Origin of the sequence: Microcoleus sp. CAWBG58, from assembly GCF_020883045.1 — a bacterium.
Taxonomy (GTDB): Bacteria; Cyanobacteriota; Cyanobacteriia; order Cyanobacteriales; family Microcoleaceae; genus Microcoleus.
In genome coordinates, this window is record NZ_JAHRFA010000032.1 from 58,466 (window position 1) to 73,393 (window position 14,928).

At 43.6% G+C, this 14,928-nt stretch carries 12 protein-coding genes and 2 tRNA genes; 6 read left to right on the plus strand and 8 right to left on the minus strand.

All coding sequences use genetic code 11. The annotated features are described in order from the left end of the window. The first annotated feature begins 65 nt into the window (after positions 1 to 65). From QZ918_RS16235 to QZ918_RS16245, 3 genes are read left to right on the plus strand one after another with little or no spacing between them, the layout of a single operon-like run. Positions 66 to 581 carry a helix-turn-helix domain-containing protein gene (locus QZ918_RS16235; RefSeq protein ID WP_293336730.1) on the plus strand — a complete coding sequence of 172 codons (516 nt, stop codon included), beginning with the start codon at positions 66 to 68 and terminating at the stop codon, positions 579 to 581. Positions 582 to 631: 50 nt separating this feature from the next. Beyond that, positions 632 to 970: a type II toxin-antitoxin system RelE family toxin gene (locus tag QZ918_RS16240; protein ID WP_293336732.1), complete on the plus strand. Its 339-nt coding sequence runs from the start codon at positions 632 to 634 to the stop codon at positions 968 to 970. Then, a complete protein-coding gene (locus QZ918_RS16245) occupies positions 948 to 1,211 on the plus strand; it encodes a prevent-host-death protein (RefSeq protein WP_293336734.1) in 264 nt (87 codons plus the stop codon). The genes QZ918_RS16240 and QZ918_RS16245 overlap by 23 nt, the downstream gene beginning before the upstream one ends. Positions 1,212 to 1,235: 24 nt before the next feature. On the opposite strand, the gene QZ918_RS16250 is transcribed toward QZ918_RS16245, so the two are convergent. The 8 genes from QZ918_RS16250 to QZ918_RS16285 form a co-directional block, all read right to left on the minus strand. Next, positions 1,236 to 1,847, minus strand: a complete 612-nt coding sequence (locus QZ918_RS16250) for a Uma2 family endonuclease (protein ID WP_293336736.1) — start codon at positions 1,845 to 1,847, stop codon at positions 1,236 to 1,238. A 51-nt stretch (positions 1,848 to 1,898) separates the two neighbouring features. After that, a complete protein-coding gene (locus QZ918_RS16255) occupies positions 1,899 to 2,192 on the minus strand; it encodes a ribbon-helix-helix domain-containing protein (RefSeq protein WP_293336738.1) in 294 nt (97 codons plus the stop codon). A gap of 240 nt (positions 2,193 to 2,432) precedes the next feature. After that, the gene (locus QZ918_RS16260; protein ID WP_293336740.1) at positions 2,433 to 4,019 is read right to left on the minus strand and encodes a slipin family protein; all 1,587 of its coding nucleotides are present in this window, start codon (positions 4,017 to 4,019) and stop codon (positions 2,433 to 2,435) included. Positions 4,020 to 4,429: 410 nt separating this feature from the next. Then, a tRNA-Ile gene (locus QZ918_RS16265) sits at positions 4,430 to 4,500 on the minus strand. Between the two features lie 175 nt (positions 4,501 to 4,675). Then, positions 4,676 to 5,740, minus strand: coding sequence for a reverse transcriptase family protein (locus QZ918_RS16270; RefSeq protein WP_293336742.1), 1,065 nt, complete (start codon positions 5,738 to 5,740; stop codon positions 4,676 to 4,678). Between the two features lie 482 nt (positions 5,741 to 6,222). Next, positions 6,223 to 6,294: transfer RNA gene (locus QZ918_RS16275), tRNA-Ile, on the minus strand. A gap of 334 nt (positions 6,295 to 6,628) precedes the next feature. Further along, complete coding sequence (locus QZ918_RS16280; protein ID WP_293336744.1) at positions 6,629 to 7,324, minus strand: class I SAM-dependent DNA methyltransferase; 696 nt, start codon at positions 7,322 to 7,324, stop codon at positions 6,629 to 6,631. A gap of 313 nt (positions 7,325 to 7,637) precedes the next feature. Beyond that, entirely contained in the window at positions 7,638 to 8,015 is a 378-nt protein-coding gene (locus QZ918_RS16285) for a DUF1257 domain-containing protein (RefSeq protein WP_293149262.1), read from the minus strand. Between the two features lie 280 nt (positions 8,016 to 8,295). On the opposite strand from QZ918_RS16285, the gene QZ918_RS16290 reads away from it, so the two are divergent. The 3 genes from QZ918_RS16290 to QZ918_RS16300 all read left to right on the plus strand — a co-directional run bounded on the left by QZ918_RS16290 (position 8,296) and on the right by QZ918_RS16300 (position 14,388). Then, positions 8,296 to 9,486, plus strand: coding sequence for a WD40 repeat domain-containing protein (locus QZ918_RS16290; protein WP_293336746.1), 1,191 nt, complete (start codon positions 8,296 to 8,298; stop codon positions 9,484 to 9,486). An 872-nt stretch (positions 9,487 to 10,358) separates the two neighbouring features. Further along, positions 10,359 to 12,737: a PAS domain S-box protein gene (locus QZ918_RS16295; protein ID WP_293336748.1), complete on the plus strand. Its 2,379-nt coding sequence runs from the start codon at positions 10,359 to 10,361 to the stop codon at positions 12,735 to 12,737. Beyond that, on the plus strand, positions 12,727 to 14,388 hold the full coding sequence (locus QZ918_RS16300) for a putative bifunctional diguanylate cyclase/phosphodiesterase (RefSeq protein ID WP_293336750.1): 1,662 nt from the start codon (positions 12,727 to 12,729) through the stop codon (positions 14,386 to 14,388). Before QZ918_RS16295 ends, QZ918_RS16300 begins: the two co-directional genes overlap by 11 nt. The last annotated feature ends 540 nt before the right edge of the window (positions 14,389 to 14,928 follow it).

Below are 14,928 nucleotides of genomic sequence, written 5' to 3' on the forward strand. Positions count from 1 at the left end.
AAAAAAGTGGGGGAAAGTGGGAAAAAGTTTGGTATAGTAACTAAAATTATCCCATCATCCCACCTATGGACAGTCCTCAGATATTGCAATTTGTCGATGAAGCTGTCTGCGCCAAGACAGGCAAACATCTAAACAACTTGCAGCGAAAGATTATCGCGGGAATACTGAATCGTAAAAAATATACTGACGTTGCAGAAACTTATGGTTATAGCTCCCAGCACGTTAAAAAAGCTAGTCACGAGCTTTTGCAAATGTTATCTGAAGTGTTTGGCGAACAAGTTAAAAAAAGTAATCTTGAATCTGTCCTAGAAAGGCATATACATCAGACTATAACAACTTTGGGTAATAAAAATAATCAAAAAATTATTGGTATTAGCTACATTAACAATTGTCCTAATCCATCTACTCCTACCCCAGATGAAAGTCAGCCGCAAACTCCCGACTTGCAGGAGGAAAGCAAAAATCAAACTAAGATTGAAACAATAGATAAATTACGGCAGTTTGGCTTGAGCGACGAACAAATTGCAGAAGCGCTAGATATACCTTTAGAGCAGGTTAAGTCGGTGGACTTGGAAGAGTAAAGTCTGCTACAGTAATTAAGCTGCTTGCAGGCTTGAAGTATAATTAGTTTATGACGACTTCGCAATACAGAATTGAGTTTACCGAAACGGCTCTGGAGGATTTAAGGGCTTTGCGTGCGATCGATCGCGCTAAGATAGAGGATGCAATAGAAACTTACTTGCGCTACGAGCCGGACAAGGTGACAAAAAGCAGGATTAAGCGTCTCAGGGGGCTAATTTCACCGGAGTACCGTCTTCGAGTTGACGAGCATCGCGTGTTTTATGATATTGAATATACTGTTGAACCAGAGAATAACTTAGTCTTGATTCTGGCTATCAAACATAAATCTGAAGTTAACGAATGGCTCACAGTTCAGGAGGTTAGTGATGAAACAGATTCAGCTCAGTGAAGTTCAAAAAGATTTGCTTCAATTCTTGGAAATCGCTCAGGAAGAAGATGTGATTCTGATTTATGATGGCAAACCAGTTGGCTATCTAGTTGGATTTGCTGATGAAGATGATTGGATTGATTATTTAATGCTGAATAATCCTGAATTTAAAACACGATTGCGTCGCTCTCTTCTAGATGCGCGAGAAGGGAAAACGATCGCCTTTGAAAACGGCAAGTTGGTTTCAGAGAGCGAAAATTAAAGATGGGTTTTTCCCGGTATTCAATTACTCACCGGCAGCAAATACCTGTTCTGCCCGCAAATTTAGGTCGGGAAATGTTGGGGAAATTAGGCACTCACTTCCCCGAAATTGCTGTCTTTGATAAACTCCTTCAATTAACTGATAAACTGTAACTACAGGCTGTTTGGGCGAACCAATATAGCGCTTGCCTCCCAGACCTAAATAATCGGCAATCCAATACTCTGGAATGCCTAAAGCTTCGTAGTCTTCCACTTTCCGGGCATAGTCATTTTGCCAATTGGTACTGACTACTTCTACTACTAATTTAACAGAATTACCGAGAGTAATGACTGGCTCGGTTTTCCATAACGGTTCATTTACTAAAGCGGTGCGATCGAGAATTGCAATATCTGGCCTAAAAGCTGAATTAGCACCTAACGGTTTAATCAAGCATTTCATCGGAATAAACCAAGGTAAATTAAGCAAATCAATTGCCACGTTAAGCTTGCGATTGATTAATCCAGTAACTTGTTCGTGGGGGCCAGTCGGTTCCAAATCGATTAATTCTCCATCGATTAATTCGTAGCAGACTTCATCTAGATAGTTAGCAATGAATGCCTCAAAGCCTAGGACACCTGTATCGATCGCGGAAACCATAGATATTTTTCCTAGCTCCGTTTGCTTTAATTATATCATATCTCTTATTGTTCAAATAGAGATGGCAGATTTCGCTGACCGAATTGACTCTCGCGCGCTTTGCCGGAAACACTCCAAAACCCCTGCAATAAAAGTTTCGCCGTCAATCGGTGGAGTATGTTCGGACATGGCAATCGCAGCATCTATCTTAACTCGTAGAGAGTCGATCCACTGGCGATCGGCGCGATCGTATTCATCTAACAATCGCAAAGCAACTTCCAGCACTTCTTCGGCAGAGCCATATTTTCCAGTTTGCAGTTTAGTTTGGATGAATAGTTCTTGGGTTTTCGTCAGCGTAATGCTCATAGTATTGATTTACCCGTTGGTTTTAATTATATCGCGTCGATCGCTCTTGGCAACTGGCGATCGGCAAAATATGTCTTTTATTGTTTACTCTCGTGTGCTTGCTGGAAACGATCGCAAATCCTTGTATTTTGAAAGAGGTAGATGGCGATTTACGGTTGGGTGGGGGCGGGTTTATTAAACCATCGATTTTAGACCAATATTGTTGGTGAACCCGCCCCTACAAGACTTTCAAATTTGATATTATTCGCGATTCATCCGAATCAAATCGGTCAAAATATTATCCAAACTCCCATTAACTTGAATCCGGTCAATCTTCTCCGCAATCCGTTCCAAAACTTCCAACTCCTTCAATCGCAAAGCAACCGGATTATCCTCCATCACCTTTGCCGTATTCAGCATACTCCGAGTAGCCGCCGTCTCTTCCCGGCGCCGTACAACATTTGCTTGAGCCGATTTTTCCGCCTCCACAACTTTGCTCAAAATAGTCTTAATTTCGCCCGGTAAAATGATATCTTTGACACCTACAGAATCGACTTCAATGCCATATTCTGCGGTTTTGGCGCGGATGTATTCAGATATACTGCGATCGATCGCACCTTTGCTCTCCAACAGCGCATCCAAAGTCTGTTCGCCCACCGCACCCCGCAAAGCAAACTGCAATTCCTTGTACAAAAATCCCGCAATATCAGACAAACCGTTTTTGGCTGCCAGCGGATCTCGGATGCGATACCCAGCAGTCAAATTCAAGCGCAGAGGCACTTTATCCTTTGACAGAATATCTTGACCGGATAATTCCATATTTTGCAAGCGCAAATCGATTACTTCTGTTTGAAAAGAGCGTCCAAACTTCCACCAAGCATGAATTCCCGGCGGTAATTGCGATTGAAATTCTTGGTTGATATACAACAGTCCGACGCTTTGTGCTGGAACTTCACAAAAGTGCAAATACTGAGCGCAGCTTGATAGAGCTTCTGGCGTTCCCGCCACCAACTCAGCTATTAGCCGAGGCTCTAAATTAACATTAGTATTGATGTCAATTATTTCCACTTCCACACCCAGCCAAAACAGCTTGCGGCTTGTCGGCGGCAAAAAAGCAATAACTTTGCCTCGATCGCGCACGATCGCAATTTGATGACCGAGTAATTGCACGAGCTCGCAGTAGGCCGCTACAAAATTAGGGTGTTTTTCAATTAAGACATTTTCTTGGGGAAATTCAGGATTGGGAATCACTCTACTCAGATTGCGAACTGCGACATCCCTATCCGCAGACCAAAAAGCGTATTCTCCCGATTCTAGAGGGCGCACGAAATTATTCTGAACGTACAGCAAACCAATTTCCGACTCGGAAATTTGAAACTTTTTCAGTCCTTGCAAAGCGAGCGATCGCACTTTTTGCACAAACTCAGCCGGCAATTGCAAATTATCGTCTAAATTGAAAACATGAGATTCAACTTCAATAAAACCGCGCCAAAATGCCCGCAGTTGATTCGGCAAAACACTTATCCAACTTTGACCCAAACGCACCAAAGCTGTTTGATTGAATGCTGTTCTGACAATTAACAGATGTTCTTCCAGTTCGGTACCGTGGTTTCTCAGCAACAGTTCTAAGTTGTCAATCTTCGCTTCGGGTTGGTTGCGATCGTAGCTTTTTAAGTTCCAATGCCTGCCGAAATAAGTGTATGTACCGGGCAGCAAAATTTTCTTAAAGTCGCTGCGGTGATATAATATTCCGATTTGGTTGGGTTGGATGTAAAAGGTTTTCCACATATAAAATTTTAGAGATAATTTGGGCAGGCGAAACCACCAATGCAGATTTAATTTAAACATCGATCGCCTTATTCCAACACTTATAGTACATATACTACAATATTTTTTTTAACTCTGTCAAGTGCAAGTGTTTGCAATTAAGATGCGGGCATTCAGAGCCTCCCAAACTGGATTAAGATTGTCACGGCTTCTGCTCAACCACCTTTCGGAAATCTCGCAAAAGATAGCAACTTTCAAATATGCCGATCGCCCAACTAATCCCAAATTCCCGCAGGAAAATCGGATGCAAGCAAAGGGAAGGAACACACTCAAGGAGCGGGAGAGATACAGTTGCGCGAGCTTCTTAACTGCTATAAACACTTGCATGACAGAGTAATTAACCAAAAGAAGTTTTATTGGGTTGAGGTTTTTCCCAATACCATTTAGCTGCTTTGTCCCAAACAAAGTGCCCGTACCCAGGGCCAGGGTGTTGGAAAGTGTAGGAATCGAACCTACTACAAATCGGCGATACACCGATCGCTCTACCAGCGAGCTAACTTTCGGGGGTAAAATAGTTAAAAACACTTGGCGGTATACGCTGTTAACAAATGTTAGCGCACCGATCGGGCACACAGAACCCGAACCACAGCTTTGTGACTTTTTTACTATTCGATTTCCAGCATAGCACAAGGAAAAATCTGTCTGCTAAAATTTTATATAATTTAGTAATTGCGGTATTATTTGCCTTCATATTTCTGCTTGATTCGAGCGACACGCAATTGCAATTCTGCACCTTTGCTGGGATTAACCATTGACACGTAATTTGCAAACCCAGCAATCGCGGCTATTAAATTAGTTGAATTTCCCCATTTTTTCCCTGACAATCCTTCTTGCTCTATTTGATAGAGAGTCGCGCGAAAAGCTTTTAAAGTTTTTTTAGATATATTTAATTGCGTGTTGACAACAATACCTGTTACTTCCTGCTGCACGGATCGCCCCATAATTTTAGTCTTATCGCGATTGATGCTGAAACCCTCAGCAGCAACGATCGATTTAATTTCTTTCATCAAATTAGATATTCGGCGCGCTGCTTCCCCACAGCCAGAAAATGTTAAATCGTCAGCGTACCGCGTATAGCAAAACCCGAGATTTTTAGCTGCCATCGCGAGCTTGCTGTCGAGATCGCGGCAAATTAAATTTGAAATAGCAGGACTTGCAGGCGAGCCTTGAGGTAAATGACGGTCTCCTGAAGCTGTATAATTAATTTGTCCCTCTGTTTCTATTTCCTTTACTTCAAAAGCGGTACAAATCAATCCGAAAATGTTTGCCGCAGTTTCCGAATAACCCAACTCGCGAAATAATCCTTTGACACGCTTGTATGAAATTGACTGGAAAAAGTCCTGCAAATCTATTTTGACTGCGATATCTGCACCGACATGAGGTTTAGCGTTGGTGACTGTCGAACGTTTTTTGCAAAACCCATGCGCTGCACTGTGAACTTCTAATTTTTCTAAAATATTATTTAAAATCCACCTCTGAGCCGACTTAAGGTTGGGTCTAGGTGCCGAAATACTTCTTTCTTCTCCTGTCTTTTTCGAGATTTTGAAGCGAGTGTAATGGGTAATTGTGGAGACCGGACTGTTTAATGTCAAAAAGCGCAGTTTTTCCTGGCTAATTCCCATTTTCAAAGCGATTTCTTCAGCGGTGTTGCATTCAACTAAACCGTGCAATTGTAACTTTTTTGAATTTTCCTCATTTGAGATAGATGTGACGTGCAATTTGTATGTAGCTTTACTTGCCATAATTGCTATTTAATCAATCTATAACATACATAATACAATATTTTTTTAACTCTGTCAAGTGCAAGTGTTTACAGTTCAGATGCGGGCATTCAGAGCCTCCCAAACTGGATTAAGATTGTCACTACTTCTGCTAAACCACCTTTCGGCAATCTCGAAAAAGATCGTAATGCTCAAATATGCCGATCGCCCAACCAACCCAAAATTCCCGCAGGAAAAGCAAATGTGGAAAAACGAAGGGACATACTCAAATTAAGGAGAGATACAGTTGCGCGGGCTGCTTAACTGCTATAAACACTTGCTCGACAGAGTAATTAACACGGAAGAAGTTGTATGGTAGGGAGATTACTCTCCAAACCATTGAGGTGTCGCCTCGACTACAACAAGGTGCCCTTAGCCAGGGCGAGGCTGCTTAAAGTACAGGAATCGAACCTGTTACCAATCGATTATCAGTCGATCGCTCTATCCATTGAGCTAACTTTGGGAAGTTGATACAGGAATCGAACCTGTTACCAATCGATTATCAGTCGATCGCTCTACCATTGAGCTAATCAACGCAGTTCAAATTACTTAGCGGTATACGCTTGTACCACAGGTAGGCGCACCAGTCGGGCCTACAGAACCCGAACTATAGCTTTGTAAATTTGTCACTATCCCACGTTAAGCCTAGCACAAAGAAAATAGTCGTAGGGTGTATCGCCTGCGATCGATCCCTAAAAAATATTGACAATTTTAAAGCGACGCACCCCAAAGGTTCAGTGTAAAAAATCAGAACATTTATTCTGTTCGTAGTGTGGACTTTAGTCCGCAGCCGGAGAGCGGACTAAAGTCCGCACTACGAACGAACCGATCAATTATTGATTGATAATTGTAATTTCCGTTGTCGGTGCATTATTTATAATGATCTGATTCCTGACAAATTAAGAGCAGCGAAAGAGGCAACTTTGTCTGTGGGTGTATCGGTTCCTCGATTTTACATACTTTCCAGCCTGATGCCGATACTTGTTGAAACCACGAACTAACTGTGCGAAAATACCACGGCATCGGCTCTCGAAAATCTCCGCCGAAATTGTCGAAAGTCTCGATTTTCCATCCGTCAACATAGGGCTGTTGCTCACACGCTGTGCATGGATGAACTGTCTGGATTAACAAATGTCCGTTGGAGACTGTGGCTTGGCGTAACGATCGCAATAAATCTCCAATTTCCTCACCAAGTAGCGAAAAATTGCAGACAATCCCATCGTAGGATTGACCGACTATCAGCGGATCGGCAATAATTTCATCGTAGCCGATCGCCCGAAAACAACCGCTGCTTTTCTCACAAGCGCGATCGATCAAACCACAGGAAGCATCAACCCCAACCACCTCTACACCGTGCTTTGCTAAGGCGCGCCCCAACCAACCTTCACCGCATCCGACATCCAGCACTCGCCGATGCCCGCAGCGCAGCACAGCTTGCACAATAGCCTCATCCGTTGCTGCGCGGCGGCTTGCAATCAGATTTTGGTCGATCGCCCGCCTCCATGCGTCAGCATTAGCTTCCCAACTTTGTTGAATTTGTTGCTCTCGATCGGATTTTATCGTCATTCTTTTAGTTGATTGATATCATGTCCGATCGATTGCTCGGGTTCGATCGTTCGGAATGCAAGTCCTTGAAAGATGCGGACTGAAGTCCGCACTACGAACCGTTTTTGTTATGGTAATTGAGCGGATATGATATGATGTCTTAACTGTCAAATTGGCGATCGCACTTTAGCATCAAATTTTCAATCAGAGCGATCGCCTTTGCCCACATTGTGATTCTCCTATTGGTACTAGGACTTAGGCAGAAATCTTATTGCCACCCCGATCCTGCCTAAGTCCTGGGCACATGAAAACGAGTTCCGAAAGGGCGATCGCCCTAAACCCATTTACCCACAACAACCCTCACCGTTCCATCCGCCAAAGTTTCCTCTTCTTCCACATTAAAACCCTCAGACTGCACCGCTGCCATCAAACTTTTGCGCGCGTATTTCTGACTGATTGAATTGACAAATTCCTGCTGGTTAATGCGAGCGCCCCAAAAATCCGCCACCAATTCATAATCCTCTTCGCCGCTGCGCCGAAAACCCAAATCGTAACCGTTAGACTGCCGAATCACGTACTCGGCATTAGTTTTCTCGCCATGATAACCCCGTACCTGCACATTGCACTCTACTTGATAACCCAACTCTTCCAACACTTGATGCAGCAGTTCGCCGTTTTTGATCTGAACCTTGATCGTTGTGAAGTGTGACATATCACTTTCGGATTTTTGTGTGAAACGCTGATTTGATTATAATAACATAAATAGCAACAGTCAATAAATTAGGACTTACGCTATTTAACCCAATATTTACGAAATATTGCGGATTTTGCTTTTTTGCGCCTGCACTTAAACCCGGTTTCTGGCTGCTTAGTACCCAGCGTCATGCCCTTGCCAAAATTTAAGTTTTAAATCGAACTAGCGATTGTCAACTTTCTTGTCTCGCCAGTTAATTGCCAATTCTCCAATTCTTCAATCTCAAATCTCAAATGGTATGATTTCCGATAATTCTAACCAACCCAGAGAATATGATGCCGTCCTCGGCGGTCAAAGTCAAATCCCGATCGCCGCCGCCGTTTTGGGAGGCATCGCCGGAGTCAAGCAGCGCTTGCAAAGTCCTAGTATCGAGGCGCGCGCGGCCGCCGTTAAAGATGCTCCTAAATACGGAGACACAGGTTTGAATTTAGCAATTGAAGCGTTGCTTGACACAGCACCAGAAGTGCAGCGAGTTGCTTATTCAGTTTTGCGAAAAAGAACAGAACCTTTTGTCCGCCAAGCTTTAACAGAATTCGTGCCTTACGGGCTGTTTGACTGCATCCGCACTGTGAAAACTGGCACAAATGTGGCGATTAGTCCCGGAGGAGTTTGCACGGCGAGTTTGCACGGCAAAATAATTAGAATTTGCGATTTAGAGACAGGAGAAATACTTTATACTGTTGACAAGTATCCCCGCGCTCAAGAAACTTTTGTGCTTTGCCAAGAAACCGAAGTTTTTGTCAGGAGTAGAAATCTTCCGAAACACCGCGCGATCGAAATTTGGCAAGAAGGAGAATTGCGGCATACTCCTCTCGGGCATGAAGGAGAAATTACGGCAATTCTCATCAGTCCCGACAGTCGAGTTATCGCCACAGGTTCGGCAGATACTACAATCAAAATTTGGAATTTAGAGACGGGAAAGTTAATTTGTACTTTTGGCAGTCATTTAACTTGGAAAGCACACAAAGGAGGAATTGCAAGTCTGGCTTTTAGCCCGATCGCACCAACTCTCGCTAGCAGCAGTTCTGACGGTACAATTAAACTCTGGAACCTCCGCAGCCGAGAATGCTCCCAAACAATTAAAGGTTATGCCAATTGTCTAGCTTTCAGTCCAGACGGGCAGACTTTGGCTGCTGGCGGCTGGGACAGAAACATTCAACTGCGCCAGCTATCGCATCCGGATAATCCAATAACTTTGGCAGGGCATTTTAACTCCATAAATGCGATCGTCTTTAGTCCCGACGGGCGCACAGTTGTCAGTGCTAGCGCCGATGGCAATCTCAAACTATGGAATGCCCGCACTGGCGAACACATTCACACTCTCGCCGGACATCAAGCTTCTGTTACTTGTGTTACTTTTAGCAGTGATGGCGAAACTATTATCAGCGGCAGTTTAGACAAAACTATCAAATCTTGGGGAATTAATTGAACGCAGAAGGAATAAGAAATAAGGCAGAAGTCAGAAGGAAGGGTAATATCAAATTCGCCCTTCATCGTCCTGTATTCATCTCTCTTATCTCCCTCTGTGTTCTCTGTGTTCTCTGCGGTTAAATAATTCCGATGCAACCGGAAACGATATATAGCGGATCTAGCTCCCATATTCGCGGACGTTGTTGGGAAGAGAGCCCTATACGTTCAAGCGGTTATAAGCTGTCAGTCATACCTCATCTTTTTGAGAAAGGCCATAACATCTCTGGGAACAGTAAAAACCTTTTTTTACTCTCCCCAGAGCGTCCCGGCACAGCAAAGCTGATATACATATAGTGTCCCGGCACAGCAAAGCTGATATACATATAGCAACTGTCCCACACACCAAAGCAGCGTGTAAAAGCAAAACACAGATGCGGCTCTTGGAAAAAGCAAGAGGAAATGACGAAGAGGGAAGGGGCAATCGACGGCATGGGGCAAGTGCAATGCGAGAACTTCCTAACCGTCGGGCCCGGTGGTTATATTTCAAAATTCGCGATTTCCGATTCCTAGGTGCGTAAATATACGCAAGCAAATATAATAACTTTATAATTCTAGGTCTTGTGCAAGCCGAGGATTGCGAAACTTCTTTTTGCCATACTACACATACTTAGGCTAAAAGTATCGATTCGCAACCATTATTCAGCTTGTTGTCAATTTCTGAATAGTCGCCACACAACCGGGCAAGCCACTATTTATGAATCCTTTACACTAGCTTGAAATTATCGAATCTTCCTCAGATGAGTATCGCAACGAACTTTAATATTTGATTGAAAAAGTTTATGCTTAAAAGATAGGCAGGGATTAAATATAACAGTGCTTCCCTGAGTAACCATGTCACACTCCAACCAATCCATCTATGCTTCCAGCAATGCCGCAGAAATCTGCGGCACTGCTGCCAGTTGGCAGGAAAAAGCCGATCGACTAACGGTAGAATTAAGCAACACGCGCGATCGGCTTCAGGCAGAAATCGATCGCCTGAAGCAAGACAACCAAACCCTGCACGCCGCTGTCAGTTGTGCTCCAATTTTCCTGTGGGCAACCGACAAAGACGGCAGGTTAACCCTTGCAGCAGGCAAAGGATTGGAAAATTTGGGGCTCGAACCGGGTGAGGCTGTCGGAGAGTCGATTTTTGCAGTTTACAGCCAGCCAGAGATCTTAGAAAATATTGCCCAGGTAATCGCAGGAAACGATCGCACTTGGAATACCCGACAGGGGACTTTTATTCACGAAATTCGATCGGCACCGCTGCTCCATGCCAACGGCGAAGTTGTCGGGGCTGTCGGTGTTTCTACTGATATTACCGAGCGCGAGCGAGCCATGACAACTCTCTCTCTTTCAAATCAAGAATTAGAAGACAAACTTACTCTGCAAACGGCAGTCTCGAATGCAGCACTGGCCGAAAGCGAAAAAAAGTACCGCAACCTCGTAGAAACCTCCCAAGAGTTGATTTGGTCGATCGACATTCAAGGCATCTTGACTTTTGTCAATTCCGCCGCCAAAAGGATCTACGGTTACGAACCCCTAGAAATGATCGGTCGTCGCTTTGCAGATTTTTTGATTAAAGAAGAAAAAGCCAGACAAATAGAAATATTTGCCCAACTCTTAGCAAGAACCAGCCTTCAGCCACAAACCCCTAATTTGCCTTACGAAATAGTACACATCCGCAAAGACGGTACCCCCGTCCACCTGCGCGTCAACAGCATCGTCAACCAAGCTGAAAACGGCGCTATTTTAGGCTTGTGCGGAACGGCGACAGATATTAGCGATCGCAAGCGCTCCGAAGAAGCACTCCAAGAAGCTACAGACCAACTTCGCGCCGTCTTGGATGCCGTGCCCGGACTGATTTCTTGGGTCAGTTCAGATTTGCGGTATATTGGAGTCAACCAGCACTTAGCAACCTCGTTCAAACGGTCTCCTGAAAGTTTTGTCGGGGAAGAAATCAACTTTCTCGACAAAGGCTCAACTTTTGGACAACTGATCCGAAACTTTTTTCACAGTTCATGTCAGCAAACCTCCCAAGAAATAGATATAGAAATTAACGGCTTAGCCTGCAATTATTTAATAGTAGCTCAAAAATATCATCAAGGAACCGCAGCAGTTTCCGTAGGAATAGACATTACCGAACGCAAGCGCGCCGAAGCTCAAAAAAGCCAATTAATCGTTTCTTTGCAAGAGTCTGAATGCAAATTTCGGAGCCTTTACGAAGCCACCAGCGACGCAGTAATGCTGATCGAAGAAGACAATTTTTTTGACTGCAACCTCGCCACCCTAGCAATTTTTGGTTGCAGCAATCAAGAACAGTTTTACGGCAAGAAACCTAGCGAATTCTCCCCGGAATTTCAGCCTAACGGACAAGACTCGTGCAGTCTAGCAACACAAAAAATATCCGCAGCAATGGAAACAGGTAGCTGTCGCTTTGACTGGGTGCACAAACGGCTAGACGATTCAGAATTTCCCGCAGAAGTGCTGTTAAACGCAATGGAAATTAACGGTAGAAAAATAATTCAAGCAGTAGTGCGAGACATTACAGATCGCAAGCGCGACGAAGATCGCATCAAAGCATCCCTCGCAGAAAAAGAAGTCCTCCTCAAGGAAATTCACCATCGCGTCAAAAACAACCTTCAAGTTATTTCGAGTTTGCTCAAACTTCAGTCCCGCTACATCCAAGACAGTCGCGTTAGTGAAATGTTAAAAGAAAGTCAAAACCGAGTCAGATCGATGGCCATGGTGCACGAACAATTGTATCAATCCAAAGACTTGTCAAACATTGACTTTGCTGAATACATCCAAAATCTTGCCCACAATTTATTCCAAGCTTATGAAATTCATACAGAAGGCGTCAAGTTGCAAACAAATATTGCGCCGTGTTCTATGAATATTGATACGGCAGTTCCTTGCGGGTTAATTATCAACGAGCTTGTGACAAACTCGCTCAAGTATGCTTTTACAGGACAAACTCAAGGTAAAATAAAAATAGATTTTACTTTAGATAATAACCGGGTTTGCGTGCTAGCTGTGAGCGACAGTGGAATTGGTTTTCCTCCAGACTTAGATTATCGAAATGCCCGAACATTGGGTTTGCGACTGGTCGGGTCTTTGGTCAAGCAAATTCGGGGTAAAATAGAACTGTTAGAAACGGCTGGCACGAATTTTAAAATAACATTTTCCAAGCAAAATAGCACTTCAAGGAGACAACTTAATGTCAAATAAAAAAATTCTGATAGTTGAGGACGAAAGCATCATTGCGGAAGACATTTCCGACAGTTTAATATCTAGAGGGTATAGCATAACAGGCATTGTGTATTCCGGAGAAGAAGCGATTGAATCCGCAGCCGAATTCAGACCAGATTTAGTTTTGATGGATGTTAACCTCCAAGGAGAAATCGACGGAATTACAGCAGCAGAAGAAATTCGATCGCGCTTTCAGATTCCGGTAGTTTATTTGACAGCTTATGCGGACGAAAACACTTTGCGGCGCGTCAATGCAACGAAACCTTTCGGCTATATTGTGAAACCATTTGAAGAAAAAAACTTGCACACAACTATTCAAATAGCTCTCCACCGACATCAGCATGACTGCTTGACAAACTTGCCAAATCGTTCGCTGTTACGAGAGCAGCTAAGTCTGCTATTAGACAAGCAAAAAGAATTGCCCGAAATGATTCCCGTTGTCATTCTTAGTTTAGATAGAATTAACCGGATTAACAGTACCTTGGGGCACGATATCGGCGACTACGTACTTTGCAAAGTTGCTGAGCGGTTGAGCAACTGCACGGAGAAGATTAATATTGTGGCTCGTTTGGAATCTGCCGAATTTGCAATTGTTCTCGAACCAGTTGCCGAAAAACAGGATGCGGCCAAGATTGCTCGAAACATTTTAGATATTGTAGCCCAAGCTATGATTGTCAAAGGCTCGGAACTCTATGTCACGGCAAGTATGGGTATTTCTTTGTCTCCTGGCGACGGCAACGATGGAGAAGAACTGCTAAAAAATGCTTATACAGCTATGTACAATTCTCAGGAACAAGGTGGCAACAAGTATCAGTTTTATACGGCAAAAGTTGCGAATAATTATATCAATAAATTTACTCAAGAGACTTGCCTGCGTAATGCTTTAAAACGCTCAGAATTTGAAGTTTACTATGAGCCACAAATAGAAATTAAAACCGGAAAAATTATTGGTGCTGAAGCTTTGGTGCGCTGGAACCATCCAAAAAGGGGCAGAGTTTCCCCTGCGGAATTTATTCCCATGGCTGAAGAGATGGGCTTGATTGCACCGCTGGGCGAATGGGTGTTAGAGACGGCTTGCAGGCAAACTAAAGCTTGGCAAACAGAGGGTTTACCTCCGCTGCGGGTAGCAGTCAACGTATCAGCCCGCCAGTTCGATCGCAAAAATTTGACGGAGAGAGTCAGCCAGATATTGAGAGAAACTCATCTCGATCCTAAATTCCTGGAATTAGAATTGACGGAAGGTCTAATTTTGCAAGATGAAGCGGCAGCATCTCAAGCTTTTACTGTGTGGAGAGATATGGGGATTAGGATAGCAATTGATGATTTTGGCACGGGATATTCTTCTTTGAGTTATCCGAAACGCTTGCCGTTTGATGCGCTAAAAATTGATAAGAGTTTTATTCGCGATATTGCTGACGATCGCCAAAATGCTGCGATTACAATAGCGATTATTCAAATGGCGCACTCCATGAATATGACTGTGATTGCTGAGGGGGTAGAAAATCAGCGGGAACTTTCTTTTTTGTGCGTACACGATTGCGATGAAATTCAAGGTCATTTTTTCAGTCAGGCTTTGCCAAAGGCTGAGTTTGAAGTGCTGCTCAAAAGCGATAAGTGCTGGAATTTTTAGGTAATATCATGTCCGATCGATTGACCCCAATAAGTAAGGTTTGTAGTGCGTCGGGAGTGTCCGCTTTATGCTGCGGACACTCCCGACGCACTACAAACAGTTTTTGTGATGGTAATCAACCGGACATGATATAATGGGTAATCGGTAATCGGTAATTTTCTGTAGTTTAGACTAAAAAATGAGCGCAGCTAAAAGTAGCCACCTTTGAATCTCAGGCAAGCTGTTGCTCAAAAATTCAAAAAGTAGAAGATTAAATAGCTAATCTTGAAGACTTTTTGCGCCGAGAAACCCGTTTTTTGACAGTGGGATAGCACGGTGCCTTGGTACGTACCCTTCCTTTTTCCCAACCGGGGGATTTTCCCCTCTGTTTAGGCATTTTTGCAGGAGTACCAATGTCAACTAAAAGCGAAAACGTATCCGCTCAATAATTCGGGGTAGCAGAGAAAAAAAGTAAGCAGAGTAAAAAAAGTGTGATAAAATAGGACACATGACGCCAAAGATTATTTCACAAGACAAGTCACCCTACAATATACTGCTGCT

Bases quoted from the DNA above. Each gene is read 5' to 3' on its own strand.
- QZ918_RS16300 (WP_293336750.1), top strand. From the start codon at position 12,727: ATGTCAAATAAAAAAATTCTGATAGTTGAGGACGAAAGCATCATTGCG.
- QZ918_RS16250 (WP_293336736.1), bottom strand. From the start codon at position 1,847: ATGGTTTCCGCGATCGATACAGGTGTCCTAGGCTTTGAGGCATTCATT.
- QZ918_RS16280 (WP_293336744.1), bottom strand. From the start codon at position 7,324: ATGACGATAAAATCCGATCGAGAGCAACAAATTCAACAAAGTTGGGAA.
- QZ918_RS16270 (WP_293336742.1), bottom strand. From the start codon at position 5,740: ATGGCAAGTAAAGCTACATACAAATTGCACGTCACATCTATCTCAAAT.
- QZ918_RS16255 (WP_293336738.1), bottom strand. From the start codon at position 2,192: ATGAGCATTACGCTGACGAAAACCCAAGAACTATTCATCCAAACTAAA.
- QZ918_RS16260 (WP_293336740.1), bottom strand. From the start codon at position 4,019: ATGTTTAAATTAAATCTGCATTGGTGGTTTCGCCTGCCCAAATTATCT.
- QZ918_RS16235 (WP_293336730.1), top strand. From the start codon at position 66: ATGGACAGTCCTCAGATATTGCAATTTGTCGATGAAGCTGTCTGCGCC.
- QZ918_RS16285 (WP_293149262.1), bottom strand. From the start codon at position 8,015: ATGTCACACTTCACAACGATCAAGGTTCAGATCAAAAACGGCGAACTG.
- QZ918_RS16240 (WP_293336732.1), top strand. From the start codon at position 632: ATGACGACTTCGCAATACAGAATTGAGTTTACCGAAACGGCTCTGGAG.
- QZ918_RS16290 (WP_293336746.1), top strand. From the start codon at position 8,296: ATGATTTCCGATAATTCTAACCAACCCAGAGAATATGATGCCGTCCTC.
- QZ918_RS16295 (WP_293336748.1), top strand. From the start codon at position 10,359: ATGTCACACTCCAACCAATCCATCTATGCTTCCAGCAATGCCGCAGAA.
- QZ918_RS16245 (WP_293336734.1), top strand. From the start codon at position 948: ATGAAACAGATTCAGCTCAGTGAAGTTCAAAAAGATTTGCTTCAATTC.